At 66.0% G+C, this 15,297-nt stretch carries 15 protein-coding genes, 1 tRNA gene and 1 pseudogene; 9 read left to right on the top strand and 8 right to left on the bottom strand.

Annotated features, from left to right (window positions below; translation table 11 throughout):
* Nucleotides 1-190: 190 nt before the first annotated feature.
* The 6 genes from ybgC (at nt 191) to pal (ending at nt 4,922) form a co-directional block, all read left to right on the top strand.
* Nucleotides 191-658 (top strand): tol-pal system-associated acyl-CoA thioesterase, encoded by a 468-nt coding sequence (gene ybgC / locus XM50_RS01170; RefSeq protein WP_046406696.1) that lies wholly within the window; start codon nt 191-193, stop codon nt 656-658.
* Nucleotides 655-1,347, top strand: coding sequence for a protein TolQ (tolQ, locus tag XM50_RS01165; protein ID WP_046406694.1), 693 nt, complete (start codon nt 655-657; stop codon nt 1,345-1,347). Before ybgC ends, tolQ begins: the two co-directional genes overlap by 4 nt.
* A 44-nt stretch (nt 1,348-1,391) precedes the next feature.
* Complete coding sequence (tolR, locus tag XM50_RS01160) at nt 1,392-1,823, top strand: protein TolR (RefSeq protein ID WP_046406693.1); 432 nt, start codon at nt 1,392-1,394, stop codon at nt 1,821-1,823.
* Entirely contained in the window at nt 1,820-2,872 is a 1,053-nt protein-coding gene (locus tag XM50_RS01155; RefSeq protein WP_443024625.1) for a cell envelope biogenesis protein TolA, read from the top strand. The genes tolR and XM50_RS01155 overlap by 4 nt, the downstream gene beginning before the upstream one ends.
* Before the next feature lie 80 nt (nt 2,873-2,952).
* Nucleotides 2,953-4,344 carry a Tol-Pal system beta propeller repeat protein TolB gene (gene tolB, locus XM50_RS01150; RefSeq protein ID WP_082102610.1) on the top strand — a complete coding sequence of 464 codons (1,392 nt, stop codon included), beginning with the start codon at nt 2,953-2,955 and terminating at the stop codon, nt 4,342-4,344.
* 59 nt (nt 4,345-4,403) lie between these two features.
* Nucleotides 4,404-4,922, top strand: a complete 519-nt coding sequence (gene pal / locus XM50_RS01145; protein ID WP_046406691.1) for a peptidoglycan-associated lipoprotein Pal — start codon at nt 4,404-4,406, stop codon at nt 4,920-4,922.
* Nucleotides 4,923-5,040: 118 nt separating this feature from the next.
* Here pal and XM50_RS01140 read toward each other — a convergent pair whose 3' ends face one another.
* The 8 genes from XM50_RS01140 to XM50_RS01105 form a co-directional block, all read right to left on the bottom strand.
* The gene (locus XM50_RS01140) at nt 5,041-5,247 is read right to left on the bottom strand and encodes a Trm112 family protein (RefSeq protein ID WP_046406689.1); all 207 of its coding nucleotides are present in this window, start codon (nt 5,245-5,247) and stop codon (nt 5,041-5,043) included.
* Nucleotides 5,244-5,861 carry an LON peptidase substrate-binding domain-containing protein gene (locus XM50_RS01135; protein WP_046406687.1) on the bottom strand — a complete coding sequence of 206 codons (618 nt, stop codon included), beginning with the start codon at nt 5,859-5,861 and terminating at the stop codon, nt 5,244-5,246. The genes XM50_RS01140 and XM50_RS01135 overlap by 4 nt, the downstream gene beginning before the upstream one ends.
* Nucleotides 5,858-6,754 carry a tetratricopeptide repeat protein gene (locus XM50_RS01130; RefSeq protein WP_046406686.1) on the bottom strand — a complete coding sequence of 299 codons (897 nt, stop codon included), beginning with the start codon at nt 6,752-6,754 and terminating at the stop codon, nt 5,858-5,860. Before XM50_RS01130 ends, XM50_RS01135 begins: the two co-directional genes overlap by 4 nt.
* 110 nt (nt 6,755-6,864) lie before the next feature.
* Nucleotides 6,865-7,710: a TorF family putative porin gene (locus tag XM50_RS01125; RefSeq protein WP_046406684.1), complete on the bottom strand. Its 846-nt coding sequence runs from the start codon at nt 7,708-7,710 to the stop codon at nt 6,865-6,867.
* A gap of 175 nt (nt 7,711-7,885) precedes the next feature.
* The gene (locus XM50_RS01120; RefSeq protein ID WP_046406683.1) at nt 7,886-9,415 is read right to left on the bottom strand and encodes a SulP family inorganic anion transporter; all 1,530 of its coding nucleotides are present in this window, start codon (nt 9,413-9,415) and stop codon (nt 7,886-7,888) included.
* On the bottom strand, nt 9,415-10,113 hold the full coding sequence (locus XM50_RS01115) for a carbonic anhydrase (protein ID WP_046406681.1): 699 nt from the start codon (nt 10,111-10,113) through the stop codon (nt 9,415-9,417). The genes XM50_RS01120 and XM50_RS01115 overlap by 1 nt, the downstream gene beginning before the upstream one ends.
* Before the next feature lie 90 nt (nt 10,114-10,203).
* Nucleotides 10,204-11,523, bottom strand: a complete 1,320-nt coding sequence (locus XM50_RS01110) for an ATP-binding protein (RefSeq protein WP_046406680.1) — start codon at nt 11,521-11,523, stop codon at nt 10,204-10,206.
* Nucleotides 11,520-12,230 (bottom strand): response regulator transcription factor, encoded by a 711-nt coding sequence (locus XM50_RS01105; protein WP_046406678.1) that lies wholly within the window; start codon nt 12,228-12,230, stop codon nt 11,520-11,522. Before XM50_RS01105 ends, XM50_RS01110 begins: the two co-directional genes overlap by 4 nt.
* A 152-nt stretch (nt 12,231-12,382) precedes the next feature.
* Between XM50_RS01105 and XM50_RS01100 the strand changes: the two genes are divergently transcribed.
* The 3 genes and pseudogenes from XM50_RS01100 to XM50_RS01090 all read left to right on the top strand — a co-directional run bounded on the left by XM50_RS01100 (nt 12,383) and on the right by XM50_RS01090 (nt 15,161).
* Nucleotides 12,383-12,457 (top strand) — tRNA-Gly (locus XM50_RS01100).
* 155 nt (nt 12,458-12,612) lie between these two features.
* Nucleotides 12,613-13,350, top strand: a pseudogene (locus tag XM50_RS01095) (DUF72 domain-containing protein); the annotation flags it as partial.
* Nucleotides 13,351-13,406: 56 nt separating this feature from the next.
* A complete protein-coding gene (locus XM50_RS01090; protein WP_082102608.1) occupies nt 13,407-15,161 on the top strand; it encodes a recombinase family protein in 1,755 nt (584 codons plus the stop codon).
* The last annotated feature ends 136 nt before the right edge of the window (nt 15,162-15,297 follow it).

The following is a 15,297-nucleotide window of genomic DNA, read 5'->3' as shown; positions in this document are numbered from 1 at the left end:
GCGGCGCCTGCACCGGCCAGCGCAGCCCGCACGACGGCGGCGTTGCCGGCCGTGGCGACCCGTGCCGCGGTGGCCCCGGTGGCGGTCGGCACGCGTGCGCCGCGGATCGAGGTCGATCCGGCGGTTCTTCAGGACTGACCACCCGCCACGGGACTGTTCGCGACGATCCGCTTCGGTTAACAGGCCGGTAATGGAGACCGGCCGCATCGATCAGCCTGTGGAAGGCCGCTTCGTCGGGGTCGAGCATCGCCTGCCCATCCGCGTCTATTTCGAAGACACCGACCTGTCGGGCATCGTGTACCACGCCAATTACCTGCGCTTCATGGAACGCGGGCGATCGGACATGCTGCGGCTGGCCGGGATCGACCAGCGCGCGGTGCATGAAGCGGGCGAGGGTGCCTATGCCGTCACCAGCCTGGCGATCCGCTATCGCGCGCCGGCACGGCTGGACGATGCACTGGTCGTCGTCACGCGAGTAACCGAGGTGCGCGCGGCCAGCGTTTCCATTCATCAACGAGTCATGCGCGACGCGCTTGTGCTGGCCGACGCGGATGTCGTCGCGGCGCTGGTGGCACCGTCGGGGCGACCCCGGCGGCAACCGCGTGACTGGATCGAACGTTTCGGCGCACTTGCCGACAAGGGGGACTTGAGGCCTTGAACCCGTTCTTCAATACCGACGCTGCTACCCTGTCGCCCATCGCCCTGTTCCTGCAGGCCGATTTCGTGGTGAAGGGCGTGATGTTCGGCCTGCTCGCTGCCAGCATCTGGACCTGGGCGATCATCTTTTCCTTCTGGCGCAAGCTGGGCCGGACGCGGAAGGCGACCGAGAAGTTCGAGCGCGATTTCTGGAAGGCGGACGATGTCGACGCCTTCTACAAGACGCGCGCCGAAGAGGATCTGCCGAGCGCCCGCGTCTTTGCCGCCGGCGTCGCCGAATGGCGGCGATCGACGCAGGGATCGGTGATCGATCGCGGCGGCACGCGCGAGCGGCTGGCGACCACCATGGGCGCGGCAGTCGCCAACGAGATCGACAATCTGTCGGACCGGCTGAACGTGCTGGCGACGGTCGGCTCGGTCGCGCCGTTCGTCGGCCTGTTCGGCACGGTGTGGGGCATCATGCGCAGCTTCACCAGCATCGCCAGCCAGCAGAATACGAGCCTCGCCGTCGTCGCGCCTGGCATCGCCGAGGCGTTGTTCGCGACCGCGATCGGGCTTTTCGCGGCCATTCCGGCGGTGATCGCCTACAATCGCTTCAGCCACAGCATCAACCGGATCGAGGCACGGCTGAACCGCTTTGCCGACGGCTTCCACGCGACGCTGTCGCGCCAGCTCGATCGCGAGCGGTGAGCATGATGCCGTCGATCGATCACGCCGTGCAGGAGGGCTGAGCCATGGCGATGCAGCTACCCTCGCAGCGATCCGGCGGGCGCCGCGCACCGATGGCGGAGATCAACGTCACGCCGCTGGTCGACGTGATGCTGGTGCTGCTGATCATCTTCATGGTCACTGCGCCGCTGCTGACCGCGGGCGTGCCGGTGAACCTGCCCGACAGCCGCGCCAAGCCGCTGGACCAGGACAAGGAGCCGACCGAAATCTCGCTCGACGCCGATGGCCGGATCTTCATCGCCAAGAACGAGATAGCGGCCGACGCGCTGCCCGCGCGGCTGGACGCGATTGCCGCCGAATCCGGCGAGGGTGATCCGCCGCAAGTATATCTGCGTGCCGACCGTGCGCTGGATTACGGGCAGGTGATGCGCGTGATGGGCGAGCTGAACCGCGCCGGGCTGAACCGCGTCGCGCTGGTGACGATCGGGGACGAATGACCCGGATGGACCGGTCGGAACGCATCGGGCTGGGACTTGCGCTGGCAGGACATCTGATCCTGTTCGGGTTGCTGTCGGTCGGCTTCCTGGCGACGCCCAATCCCGAAAAACTGAAGCAGCAGCCGATCGAGGTCAGCCTGGTCAAGGACGTCGGGCTGGAAGCGACGGCGCCGCAAGCGGTGGAGGAGCCGGCACAGTCGGTCGCGCCCGAGACAGGCGAGCCGGACGATGCCGCGCCGCCCGCCCCGGCCGAGCCCGCGCCTGCGCCCGAACCTGCGCCCGCGCCGCCCCAGCCTGCGCCCCAACCTGCGCCAAAGCCGGCGCCGCCCGCGCCTGCACCCAAGGCCGCGCCCAAGGCGGAGCCCAAGCCAAAGCCCGCGCCGCCCAAGCCGCAGCCGGCCCCCAAGCCGGTTGAGAAGCCCAAGCCTGCGCCCAAGCCCAAGGCGAACCCGGCGGCCGAGCGCGAGGCAGCGAAGAAGGCGGCCGCGGCGGAAGCCGCCGCCAAAGAAGCAGCGGCCAAGGCGAAGGCGGCGGCCGACGCCAAGGCCAAGGCAGCGGCTGATGCCAAGGCAAAGGTGGCCGCCAAGGCGCGCGGATCAGGATCCGACAGCGAATCCAAGGCGGCGCGGCCCAAAGGCGGCCGGCTGGGCGACGATTTCCTGAAGGGGCTGAGCACCGAGAAGTCGACCAGCCGCAGCCAGACGCCGCGTGCGGCGAAGATCGACGGGGCGGCGCTTGCCTCGATCGTCCAGGCGATCGCGCGGCAGATCCAGCCGTGCGCCGATCGCCAGGTCGACCCGGGCCCCGGCGCGAACGAGATCGTCACGACCCTGAACCTCAGGCTCAACGAGAATGGCACGCTGGCGGCGACGCCGACGATGGTGCGTCAGACCGGGGTCACGCCGCAGAACGAGCGTTATGCGCAGCGCGTGAAGGACCTGGGCATTGCCGCGTTCAAGGGCTGTTCACCGTTGAAGCTGCCACCGGAATATTACGACACGCCCAATGGCGGCTGGAACAACATCAACTTCAAATGGAAGCTGCGGTGATGACCGATCACGATTTTGACCGTCACGGGCCGCTTGGGCGTTCGCCGGCACCCGCGCGCGCCGATGCGCCTTCCCGCCGGATGCGCGCCGGCGCGATGGCGCTGTTCATGACGCTGCTGGCGACGACCGCCTCGGCGCAGGACGTGCCGCCGACGCCGCTCAACGTGCCCGCACCAGCGACTGCGGCGGCGCCGGCGCAGACCACGGGCGGCCCGCTGGAAGTCGACGTAACGGGCGGCATTTCCGCGCCGATGCCGATCGCAATCCCGTACATGCCGCCCGCCACGGTGGTGCAGACGCCGGCCGGGTCGACCGACGCGCTGGGGCGGCAGCTGGCGGAGATCGTCACCAACGACCTGCGCAATTCGGGGCTGTTCTCGCCATTGCCGCCGGCACAGCTGCGGGCGGTCATGTTCCCCGAGGTGCAGAGCCCGGCGTTCAGTTACTGGGGCGGGACGGGCGCACAGGCGCTGGTGCAGGGCTATATCCGCGCCAATGGCGACGGGACGCTGACGGTCGGCTGCTATCTGTACGACGTGTCGGCGCAGACCGAGCTGATGCGCCAGGGCTTCGTCGTGCCGCCGTCCGACTGGCGGCGCGCGGCGCACAAATGCGCCGACATGGTCTATACCCGCCTGACCGGCGAGGGGCCGTATTTCGACAGCCGCGTCGTCTATGTCTCGGAAACCGGGACCAAGGACAAGCGCATCAAGCGCCTGTCGATCATGGACCAGGATGGCGCCAACCACCGTTTCCTGACCAACGGCCAGTCGATCGTGCTGACGCCGCGCTTCTCGCCCAACCAGCAGTCGATCGTGTACATGAGCTATGTCGGGCGTGTGCCGGGCATCTATGTCTATGAGATCGGCAGCGGGCGGCAGCGGCTGGTGGTGCAGAATGTCGCGACGACCTTCGCGCCGCGCTTCTCGCCCGATGGGCGCTGGATCCTGTTCTCGATGGCGACGGGCGGCAACACCGACCTGTACCGCGTGCCCGCCGCCGGCGGCACGCCGCAGCGGCTGACCAATTCGCCGGGCATCGACACCGGCGGCAGCTATTCGCCCGACGGCAGCAAGATCGTGTTCGAGAGCGACCGGTCCGGCGGGCAGCAATTGTATGTGATGAACGCCGATGGTTCGAACCAGCAGCGCATCAGCTTCGGCGGTGGGCGCTATGGTACGCCGGCATGGAGCCCGCGCGGCGACATGATCGCCTTCACGCGCATGTCGGGTGGCTTCCGCATCGGTATCATGAACGCCAATGGCGGGGGCGAGAAGATCCTGACCAATGGCTGGCACGACGAGGGGCCGAGCTGGGCGCCCAACGGCCGGGTGCTGATGTTCTACCGCTCCGCGCAGGGACGCAGCGGCAAGGCGGACCTGTGGTCGGTCGACCTGACGGGCGTCAACGAACGCCGCGTGCCGACGCCGCTCGACGGGTCGGACCCGTCATGGGGTCCGCTTCGGCCGTAAAATTGTTACTGGATACTGTTACCTGGGGGGCAACGGGGCAGAAAATGGGAGAAAAGAGAATGGCCAGACTAACGACCACCATCCTGCTCGCGACGGCATTGGTGACCACTGCGGCCTGTTCCAAGAAGCGGCCGGAAGTGCTGCCGCCGGCGCCGGGCGAAGCGCCGACGACGGGCCAGACCGGCCAGACCGGGCCGGTGGATGGCGTGGTGACGCCGGGCTCGGCGGAGGATTTCAAGCGCTCCGTCACCAGCGACACGGTCAATTTCGGGCTGGACCAATATGACATCGACGGCACCGCGCGCGGCATCCTGGACAGCCAGGTCGTGTGGCTGCAGCGGTACCCGAACGTGCGCGTGACGATCGAGGGCCATGCCGACGAGCGCGGCACGCGCGAATACAACCTCGCGCTGGGCGATCGCCGCGCCAATGCGGCGAAGAACTACCTCGTCGCGCGCGGCGTGTCGCCGAGCCGCATCACCACGATCAGCTATGGCAAGGAGCGTCCGCTGGCGCTCGGCTCGGACGAGGAGAGCTGGGCCCAGAACCGCCGTGCGGTGACGGTGGTGCTGAACTGATCCGCCGGGGCGAGCGCGCGCGATCGGGCGCTGCTCGCCCGCGATCATGCAAAGGGCGCTGGTGCCAATCGCACCGGCGCCCTTTCTTGTGTCCGCTAATGAGTGCGCGGTGCCTGGCTCAGGCCGTTGATGCGGGCGCGATGTGGCGGGCTTCCTCGACGAGGAGGACGGGCACGCCATCGCGAATCGGATAGGCGAGGCCGGCGGCGGCGGAGACAAGCTCGCCAGCCGCCTCGTCCAGCACCAGCGGGGTGCGCGTGACCGGGCAGACCAGCCGTTCGAGCAGCCAGGGGTCGATCGTCGCTGCCGGCTTGTCTCCGGTCACTGCAGCGTCACCCGGTCATCGCCGTCATGGCGGCCGAAGAATTGCATCAGCTGGACGATCAGGTCCGCGCGCACCTTGATGCCGTCCGCCTCGAGCAGCGCCTGCTTGGCGGCGACGTCGAAGGGGGCGATCTGCGCGATGCCGTTGACGAGGCTCTGGTCGTCGAGGCGGGCGACCGCCTCCCAGTCGACGGCATAGCCCTGATGCTCGGCGAAGCGGCGTGCCTCCAGTTCCAGCGCGGAGCGTTCGCCCAAGGACAGCGTCTCGGGCTCGGGCTCGGGCAGCAGCGTCGCCTCGACCTGACGGAACAGGGTGGCGACATCGAGCTCGCGCTCGATGCGGAACAGGGCGACGCCCTCAAGCACCAAGTTGGAGCGGCCATCGTCCAGCATCTCGATATCGGCGATCCGCCCGACGCAGCCGATGTCGTAGAGCGCCGGCTTGTCGCCAGCGCCCGCCTCCATCATCCGCGGCTGGACCATGCCGATCCGCCGGTCGCGCGCCATCGCGTCCGAGATCATCGCCCGGTAACGCGGCTCGAAAATGTGCAGCGGCAGGTGCATGCCCGGGAAGAGGAGGGCGCCCGGCAGGGGGAAGATGGAGAGCCGGGTCATCCGAACAGGATGGCGGACAGCCGGCGGCGCTGCGCCGACACCCACGGATCCTCCAGCCCGACGACCTCGAACAGTTTCAGCAGCTGCTGCCGCGCCGCGCCCTCGTTCCAGTCACGCTCGCTGGCGATGATGGCGAGGAGGTTGTCGGCGGCGGGATCGCGGTTGCCCGCCGCCATCTGCGCATTGGCGAGGTCGAAGCGCGCCTGATGATCGTCCGGGTTGGCGGCGACGGCGGCCTCAAGCGGGGCGAGGTCATCGACGACAGGAGCCGATTGCGCGAGCGCCAAAGCGGCACGGGCGCGTTCGATGTCGGGGCGCTTGGCGACCTCCTCCGGCAGCGTATCGAGCATCGCCTGCGCCTCGTCATGCGCGCCCACGGCGACCAGCGCGCGGATGCGGCCGGACAGGACGGCGGGATGCTCGGGCGCCATTTCGACGAGCTGGTCGAAGATCGACAGCGCGCGTTCGGCGTCGCCCTCGGCCAGCACCTGTTCGCCCATCGCGATCAGCGGCTCCAGCTCCGCCTCCTGCGACTGCGCCTCGCCCTGGATCGGGAGCTGGCGCAGCAATTGATCGAGCATCGTGCGCAGCGCCGATTCGGTGCGTGCGCTGGTCAGGTCGGCGACCAGCTGACCCTGGAACATCGCATAGACGGTCGGGATCGAGCGGATCTGGAATTGCGAGGCGATGAACTGGTTCTTGTCGGTATCGACCTTGGCCAGCACGACGCCCTTGTCAGCGTATGCGGCGGCGACCTTTTCCAGGACAGGAGTCAGCGCCTTGCACGGGCCGCACCATTCGGCCCAGAAATCGATAATGACGAGCTTCGTCATCGACGGCTCGACCACATCCGTGCGGAACGCCTGGACGGCTTCCTTTTCCGCGGCACTCATTCCCAGCGTAGCCAAGGGCTGCTCCCGATTGATGGTTCGCGCCCTTATGTGGGGACGGGCGAGGGGAAGCAAACCCCCCGCCCGCCGCTAAAGCACAAGTTCAGGGCGGATCAGAACGCCGCGGCGACCGAGAAGACGACCTGATCCGAATCGATCCGGCTGCCGTTCTTGGTCGAGGAGAAATTGGGCTGGAGATACGCGATCTCGCGCTTCTTCAGGTTGGTGTCGACGAACGCGACGCCCAGCGTGAGCGGCGTGTTGGGGACCGCGAAGTCCAGCCCGATCATATAGTCGAGATATTTGCCCGTCGGGGCGATGCTGGTGCCGTTGGGGCCAAGGCCGCGGTTGCCGTCGGAAAAGCCGATATGCGCCTTGGCGGTGAGCGGCGTCGAGGGGATGCCGACCGAGCCGTCGACCCAGAGGTAGAGATTGTCCTCCTTGTCGCCCGGATCGTTGTAGATCCCCGCGGCCGCATCGGCGCCGGAGAAATACCAGCGGCCGAGCGCCTGCTGCTGGGGCGCATAGGCGATACCGGTGAGGAGGGTAACGGGGCCGAGCGTGCCCGAGACCTTCACATAAGGTTCGGCAAAGTCGGTCTTGTTGGCGCCGCCGGGGTACATGTACCATGTCAGGCCCACGTCGAGGTTGACGCCGGGCGACACTTCGGTGGCGAAGCCGCCGATGAGGTCGAGTTCCATGTTGGAACCGCCGAACGTGCCCCAGCCGGCGAGGTTGGATGCCCAGACTCCGGCATAGACGCCGCTTTCGTGGCTGACGGTGATCCCGCCCTGGATCGCCATTTCCTTGTCGGTCTGCGACACGCCGCGATAGCGATAGTCGGAGACAAGGGCGACGCTGCCACTGACGGTGATGGGTTTGGGAGGCTCTTCCTGGGCCTGAGCGGGAAGAGCGGCGACCGCGAGGAGCGCGGCAGGCAGATACTTCAGAAACATCATGGAACCTCCTGTTGGCAGAGGCTCCTCCTGCTTCCGGTCCGCTTGCGCTCCTCCTCCCTCTAAGGGAGCGGTCGCTCGCTGGCCGGACACCTTGACGCTATCGCAGCAAAATGAATGTAATATTGCTGAATTGCGTCAAAGTGTTTCCGGGCGGGTCGTTGTTAGTGGTTGATGGTCAGACCGCGAGCGCGGCGATCCGCCCGCGCTGGCCGCGCAATTCGACCGGCGTACCAGCCGCCTTGCGACGCTGGAACCAGTCACGCAGCAATTCCGCCGACGTATGGTCCACCGCATCAAGCTTCGACACGTCGAGGCGGACCGGGGCGCCTGCCGGCACGCGATCGAGCGTGGCCGACAGCTTGGGCAGGGTGACGAAGGTTGCCGCGCCGTCCAGCGAAATGGCGTGCGATTCGCCCTCCTGCTGCTCGAACACGCGCAGGCGGAGGCGGCGCAGGTTGGGCACCAGTTCCAGCACCGTCAGGCCGATGCCGACCAGAACGCCGGTCAGCAGATCGGTGGCGACCACCATGATCAGCGTCGCGGCCCAGATTACGACCGGCAGGACGCCATAGTCACGATACAGGTGCTGCGCATGCTTCAGGCTGACCAGGCGCCAGCCGGTGACGACCAGTACCGCGCCCAGCGACGCCATCGGGATGGCGCGCAGCAGCCACGGCAGCAGTGCGACGAAGCCGAGGATCCAGACGCCGTGCAGGATCGCCGACGACCGGGTGACGGCGCCGGCCTGCACATTGGCGGACGAACGCACGATCACGCCCGTCATCGGCAGCGAGCCGGCGAAACCGCACAGGAGGTTGCCGATGCCCTGCGCGCGCAGTTCCTTGTTATAGTCGGTGCGCACGCCGTCGTGCATCTTGTCGACCGCGGCTGCCGACAGCAGCGTTTCGGCCGAGGCGATGAAGGCGATGGCGACCGCGGCGGTCAGGATGGCCGGTTCGGCGAAACGGCCCAGGAAGCCGCTTTCGGGCGGGGTGATCGCGCCGATGATCGATTCGGGAACGACGACCTTGGCGACGTCGAGGCCGAGGATGACGGTGAGCAGCGTCGCCGCGACGACGCCGACCAGCGCGCCCGGCACCAGACGCAATGATTTCGGGCGGAATTTCTCCCAGCCGACCATGCCGCCGATGGTGAGCAGCGCGATCATGAAGGCGAGTTCGGTGGCGCGCAGGTCCGACGACAGGCCGAGCAGGCGACCCGGCATCGCTGCCAGATTCTCTAGGCCCGATGACAGCGGCTTGTGATCGAACAGCACGTGGAACTGGCCGACGACGATCAGCACGCCGATGCCCGCAAGCATGCCGTGGACCACTGCCGGGCTGATCGCGCGGAACCATCCGCCGAGGCGGAAGATGCCGGCGACCACCTGAATCCCGCCAGCGAGAATCAGGATCGGACCCAGTGCCGACAGGCCAAGATCACGCACCAGTTCGAAGACGATGACCGCAAGGCCAGCGGCGGGGCCCGACACCTGAAGCGGGGAACCCGCCAGCGCACCGACGACGATGCCGCCGATGATGCCGGTGATCAGGCCCTTTTCCGGTGCCACGCCAGAAGCGATCGCGATGCCCATGCAAAGGGGCATCGCGACGAGGAAGACCACGATCGAGGCGGTGAAGTCCCGACCGAAGAACTTCAATGAAGGTATGGAGACGCCAGGGCGCTCGATCGCATCCTGTCTCATTACTCGGCTGCCTCTTGCATGATGAAGTCAGCCGCCAGGCGCTTCCCGGCGGGAAGGGCGACCGGCAGCGGCTTGTCGGCACGGACGGCCTCGAACCGCGAGGTTTCGCCGTTCAGCGCCAGCATCTGGCCATTGTGGATGTCGACGAACCAGCCGTGCAGCGCGATCTCGCCGCGCGCGATGCCGGCGGCGACCGACGGATGGGTGCGCAGGTGCGCCAGCTGAACCACGACGTTCTCGAGGCTGATCGCGCGGATGCGGGCGCCATCCTCCAGTTCGGTATAGCTCGAATCGACGACCTGGCGTGCGGCGGAGCCGTGACGCAGCCAGGCGGCGACGTTGGGCATCGGCTCAAGCTTCGCCGGATCGCCAGCCAGGCCCTTCATCGCGCCGCAATCGGAGTGACCGCAGACAATGATGTCGCGGATGCCGAGGGCCGCGATGGCGTATTCGACCGTCGAGGTGACGCCGCCATTCTGTGTCGCGTAAGGCGGCACAATGTTGCCGGCGTTGCGGCAGACGAACAGGTCGCCCGGCTGCGCCTGCATGATCTGCTCAGGCACAATACGCGAATCCGCGCAGCTGATGATCAGCGCCTTTGGTTCCTGCCCATGATTGGCGAGCTTCGAATAAAGCGCGCGGCTATCTTCATAGACCTTCTTTTCGAAGTCGAAGACGCGGCCGATGAGTTCGTTCACGGGGCTGCTCCTAAAAAAACTGGAACAGCTTATTTAGTTGCTGCGCTTTTCTGGACCGCAGCGCCAACGTTACATTTAATGTCTGGTGGATCAGGCGAGGCGGGTGATGGGTAAGGTGACGGTGGCCACCAATCCGCCGCTGGCGCGGTTGGACAGCATCAGCTGCCCACCCTCTGCCGCGATCGCCTGCACGACGATCGGCAGGCCGAGTCCGAAGCCAACCGTGTCGCGCCCGCGCGCCGGGTCGAGCCGCACGAACGGCTCGAGCACCGCGTCCATCTGGTTTTCGGGAATGCCCGGCCCGTCATCCATCACGCGAATCGTCACCACCCCGTCGCCCGGTTCCAGCACGACGGTGACCCGCTCCCCATAATGGAGCGCATTCTCGACGAGATTGGTCAGCGCGCGCTTCATGGCGAGGCGACGCAGCCGCAGCTCGAAATGGTCGGGGCCGACATAGGTCGCCTCATGACCGCGGTCGGTCGCGTCATCGACCAGCGTCGCGCACAGCACGGCGAGATCGAGCGCGGTGGGCTTCTCCGGATCGCTATCGCCGCCCAGGAAGGCGAGCAGCGACGCAATCATCGCCTCCATTTCGGACACGTCCTGCCCGATCGCGGCGCGCACCTCGTCGCTGGGAATCGATTCGGTGCGCAGCCGCAGCCGGGCAAGCGGGGTGCGCAGGTCGTGGCCGACCGCGGCGAGCGACTGGGTGCGCGCCTCGATCAGCGCGGCGATTCGCGCCTGCATCCGGTTGAACGCCGTGACCAGTCGCCGCACCTCACGCGGGCCGTCCTCCGGGACGGAGCCGACCTCATAATGGCCGACACGATCAGCCGCCTCCGCCAGTTGCTTGAGCGGTTTCAGCGTCCGGCGCAGCATCAGGCCGCCGAGAATCATCAGCGCGACCGCCGGGACCAGCCCCAGCAGCACGCGTTCATAGGCGAAGTTGAGCTTCGCCACCGCCTCCAGCGTGCGGAATTGCAGCCAGCTGCCATCGCGCAGCCGCAGCGCCCCCATCACCTTGGAATTGCGCGCCGGCGCGATCAGCCGAAGCCGGATGTCGCCGGTGCGCAAGGCCGGCTCCCACTCGACGATCTGGCGGCGCATCGGATCGAGCGCGGGATCGGGCGCGGGCGGTACCAACGTGGCATCGTGCCACTGCACTTCGTAGCGATCGGTGGTCAGCTCGTTCGCCAGCGCCGGCCGCTGCGACGCCGAGCGATCCTCCATCAGCCGGCGGGTGATGACGAGATGTTCGGCGAGGCGCCGTGCCTCGTCATCCCGGACGGAAAACTCGCTCGCCCGCTCGTACAGCGCGGTCGACACGCCGAACTCGATGACCATGGTGAGGAGGAGAATCGCGACGACCTGCCCGAGCAGGCCGACGGAGGGGATCCAGCGCCTCAACTGCGCTCCACGGGAACGTTGAGCATGTAGCCGACGCCGCGCACGGTGACGATCGGGGCCTGTTCGCCCGCGCTCGACAGCTTGCGCCGCAGCCGGCTGACCAGCACGTCGATCGAGCGGTCCGAACTGTCGCCGAGGCGCGTGCGCGACAATTCGATCAGGCGTTCGCGCGCGATCACGCGCTGTGCATGGTCGGCGAGCGCCACCAGCAGATCGAATTCCGCCCCGGTGAGGTCGACAGAGGCGCCGGTCGGCGAAGTCAGCTCACGGCGCGGCAGGTTCACCGTCCAGCCTTCGAAGCGGAGCATGCCATGGTCGCCCTCACCCGAGCGGCGGTCGAGCGCCGGACGGCGCAGCACGGCGCGCACGCGTGCGACGAGCTCGCGCACGCCGAACGGCTTGGCGATGTAATCGTCCGCGCCAAGCTCCAGCCCGACCACGCGATCGGTTTCGCTGGAGCGCGCCGACATGAAGATGATCGGCACGTCGCTTTTCTGGCGCAGCGATCGACACAGATCGATCCCGCTGGTGCCCGGCAACATGATATCGAGCAGCACGAGATCGACCGGGCCCGAATCAAGCGCGAGCCACATTTCGGGCGCGGCCGAGGCGGGCCGGACGTTGAAGCCGTTTTCCTGGAGCGCGCGAGCGGTGAGCATACGCAGCGCCGGATCGTCCTCCACGAGCAATATGGTAGGGGCGGTCATGCAAGGGGCGGACTAAAGGGGAAGGGCCGCTTCGGTCAATGTTTCAGACGGTGACGTAACGTTTCTGAATATTTTGGGGTTGCAGGGTCAAAAAGTCGCTGCTAGTGGCCGCGCCTCACCCAGCCCGGAAGCATCCGGGACACGGCGCCAGAGCGGGCGTAGCTCAGGGGTAGAGCACAACCTTGCCAAGGTTGGGGTCGAGGGTTCGAATCCCTTCGCCCGCTCCAGTCGCTGCCAATCAGGGCAGCGACCCAGCGAGAATGATCTCGCGCCAATCATCAGCACAGCCCGCCACATCGTTGGATGTTCCGACGCATTACGCGGGCGCAGCGCGTTTCGCGGGCGGGGTTCGCTTGGGCGTCCGGCGCGCTACACATCGGGCATGACGGATGCACCGATTCGCGTTGGCATTGGCGGCTGGACCTTCGAGCCCTGGCGCGGAACCTTCTATCCGCCGAAATGGCCGATCAAGCGCGAGCTGGAATATGCCGCGAGCCATCTCACCGCGATCGAGGTGAACGGCACCTTCTACTCCAGCTTCAAGCCGGAGACCTTTGCCGGCTGGGCGAAGACGGCGCCCGACGGCTTCGTCTTTGCGCTGAAGGCGTCGCGCTATTGCGTGACGCGCAAGGTGCTGGCGGAGGCGGGCGAATCCGTTGCGCGATTCGTCGGGCAGGGGATCGTCGAGCTGGGCGACCGGCTGGGGCCGATCCTGTGGCAATTCGCCGCCACGCGAAGATTCGATGCCGAGGATTTCGCCGCTTTCCTGGCGCTGTTGCCGGCGGCGCATGAGGGCGTCGCGCTGCGCCACGCGGTGCAGGTGCGACACGACAGCTTCGCGGTGCCCGAGTTCGTTGCGCTGTGCCGCGCGGCGGGCGTCGCCATCGGGTTCGGTGATTCGGCGAGCTATCCCGCGATCGCCGATGTGTCGGGTGACTTCGTCTATGCCCGGCTGGAAAATGCGGTGGAGGAGGAGCCGGCCGGCTATGCCCCCGCTGCGCTCGACCGCTGGACGCAGGTGGCGCGTGGCTGGGCGGCGGGCCAGCAGCCGGAGGGGCTGCCCTATGTCGCGGCAGAGCCAGCGCCGGTGCGGCCGCGCGAGACATTCGTGTTCTTCATAAAGCGCCGCACACCAGCACGTTGCGTTAGGGAATCGTCGGCTATACGCGAACAGACATGGGACAGCCTGCCTGGATTTACGCGCGTTTTTCGACACTTGAGCAGCAAGACGGCGACAGCGTTGCTCGACAGCTTGAGGGCGCCCGACGCCTCATACAAGACGAGGGCTGGGAATATGCGCCCGACCGGGAAATGGTCGATGAGGGCAAAAGCGCCTTTCATGGCACGAACCGAACAGAGGGCGCGCAGCTTTACCAGTTTGAGAAAAAGGCCACAGCCGGTCACTTCGACAATGGGGCTGTGCTCGTTGTTGAGAACCTAGATCGACTTACCCGCGCGGGTTACGAGACAGCTTTCGAGATCATCCGGTTATTCACGAAGCACGGTGTAACTGTCGCTACGTGGAGTCCCAAGCACATCTATCCCGCGCATTCGCGGATCGACATGGGGCAGGCATTACGCCTGATTGTCGAAGCAGAACTCGCCCTTGAAGAAAGCCAGAAGAAGAGCAATCGGCTCAAATCCGCGTGGAAGTCGAAGATCGAAGAAGCACAAAACGGGAACGGAAGTGGCAACGTGGCCACTTCGATTGTACCCAGCTGGCTCGATGTGACGGTTACGAAAAGCGGCAAGGAGGTCACGCGCACTGTTCATCCGAACGCGCACAAGGTCGCGGTGCTCAACGAGATTTATGATTGGTACATCGAGGGCAAGGGTTTGCCGTGGATCGCTCGGCAGCTGAACGACCGCAATGAACCGCTTTGGGGGCTAGGCAAGCACAAGACGAGCGCCGAAGGCTGGAACGTAGGTAGTCTGCACAAGCACCTGACGAGCCGCACCGTACTAGGCGAGTATGAGCCAAAGACCAGACAGGGCACCAACGCCAAAGCCAGTAAGGGCTTTGTGATCCCCGACTATTACCCACAGGTAATCACGGCGGAGAAGTTCAACCGAGTACAGGCGATTCGCAAGACGCGCACCGGATGGACCGCACAGGGCGACCTTAGCTTCCCCAACCTGTTCACCGGAATTGCAAAGTGCTGGCATTGCGGTGGTTCGCTGAAGCAGAACGGCATGACTAAGGCCGGAACTGTAATCACGCAGAAGAACAAGAACGGCACAACGCGCAGCCACACGATCAAGACCACTCGTAGCTATCTCAAGTGCGGAAATGCCCTTCGGCGTTACAAGTGCGACAACAAGAAGGGTATCAAGTACGAGGTGCTGGAAGCCGGCTTGATCGACGTGCTGATCTACTGGATGCAGAAGCAGACGGACTTCGCACCGGATAGCCGCGTTGGTCAGTTGATGACCAGCGTTGCGGAGCAAGACCGACAAATCGCTATCAAGCGACAGGCACTCGACCAAATTGTAGAGAACCTAACTGCCGTGTTCAGTAAGGTGCTGGCCCAGAAAGCAAGTCAACTTGAAATCGAAATCGATGCCGACGAGGCACAACGGACACGCACCCAGCGCGAACTTGAAATTGCGCGGGGCACGGCCTCACCGCAGGAAAGTCTTGTCGAGCTAGAAGCCGCCAAGGCAGCAATCCACCACGAGGACGCGGAAACCCGTTACGCAGCTCGTACCAAGGCCAACCAAGCCCTGCGCCGGTTAATCGACAAGATGCAGGGCGACAAAGCGGGCTTCATGCACCTCAAGATCGGCAACGCTCTCTATCTGCGCTTCAACCCAGCCGGCGAGTGCATCGAAGTTACGCCACTCAATGATGCGATCTACACCGGGCCTAACGGCGAGATTGATTGGCATCCCGACGATCCCGAGGACAAGGAATACGAGTACGTCGCGTGAGGGCGACTTGAGAACGCATCCTGTCAGCACGTCTGAGACGCTGCCCACTAGGCCGACGAACCATCGCTTGCCAGCTGCGAAGTCCTTGATGCTTGCGCGGATAGTCACCACGAAGCCACCAGTGTTTGACTGGTTG

This window comes from Sphingomonas sp. Ag1, assembly GCF_000980895.1.
Classification (GTDB): Bacteria; Pseudomonadota; Alphaproteobacteria; order Sphingomonadales; family Sphingomonadaceae; genus Sphingomonas; species Sphingomonas panaciterrae.
Note: the sequence above shows the minus strand (reverse complement) of the source record. Positions and strands in the feature narration are given on the sequence as shown.

What these genes read in the sequence shown, in the direction of transcription:
- ybgC (WP_046406696.1), top strand. Translation starts at nt 191, where the DNA reads ATGGAGACCGGCCGCATCGATCAGCCTGTGGAAGGCCGCTTCGTCGGG.
- tolR (WP_046406693.1), top strand. Translation starts at nt 1,392, where the DNA reads ATGGCGATGCAGCTACCCTCGCAGCGATCCGGCGGGCGCCGCGCACCG.
- XM50_RS01155 (WP_443024625.1), top strand. Translation starts at nt 1,820, where the DNA reads ATGACCCGGATGGACCGGTCGGAACGCATCGGGCTGGGACTTGCGCTG.
- tolB (WP_082102610.1), top strand. Translation starts at nt 2,953, where the DNA reads ATGCGCGCCGGCGCGATGGCGCTGTTCATGACGCTGCTGGCGACGACC.
- pal (WP_046406691.1), top strand. Translation starts at nt 4,404, where the DNA reads ATGGCCAGACTAACGACCACCATCCTGCTCGCGACGGCATTGGTGACC.
- XM50_RS01135 (WP_046406687.1), bottom strand. Translation starts at nt 5,861, where the DNA reads ATGACCCGGCTCTCCATCTTCCCCCTGCCGGGCGCCCTCCTCTTCCCG.
- XM50_RS01130 (WP_046406686.1), bottom strand. Translation starts at nt 6,754, where the DNA reads ATGAGTGCCGCGGAAAAGGAAGCCGTCCAGGCGTTCCGCACGGATGTG.
- XM50_RS01125 (WP_046406684.1), bottom strand. Translation starts at nt 7,710, where the DNA reads ATGATGTTTCTGAAGTATCTGCCTGCCGCGCTCCTCGCGGTCGCCGCT.
- XM50_RS01120 (WP_046406683.1), bottom strand. Translation starts at nt 9,415, where the DNA reads ATGAGACAGGATGCGATCGAGCGCCCTGGCGTCTCCATACCTTCATTG.
- XM50_RS01105 (WP_046406678.1), bottom strand. Translation starts at nt 12,230, where the DNA reads ATGACCGCCCCTACCATATTGCTCGTGGAGGACGATCCGGCGCTGCGT.
- XM50_RS01090 (WP_082102608.1), top strand. Translation starts at nt 13,407, where the DNA reads ATGGGACAGCCTGCCTGGATTTACGCGCGTTTTTCGACACTTGAGCAG.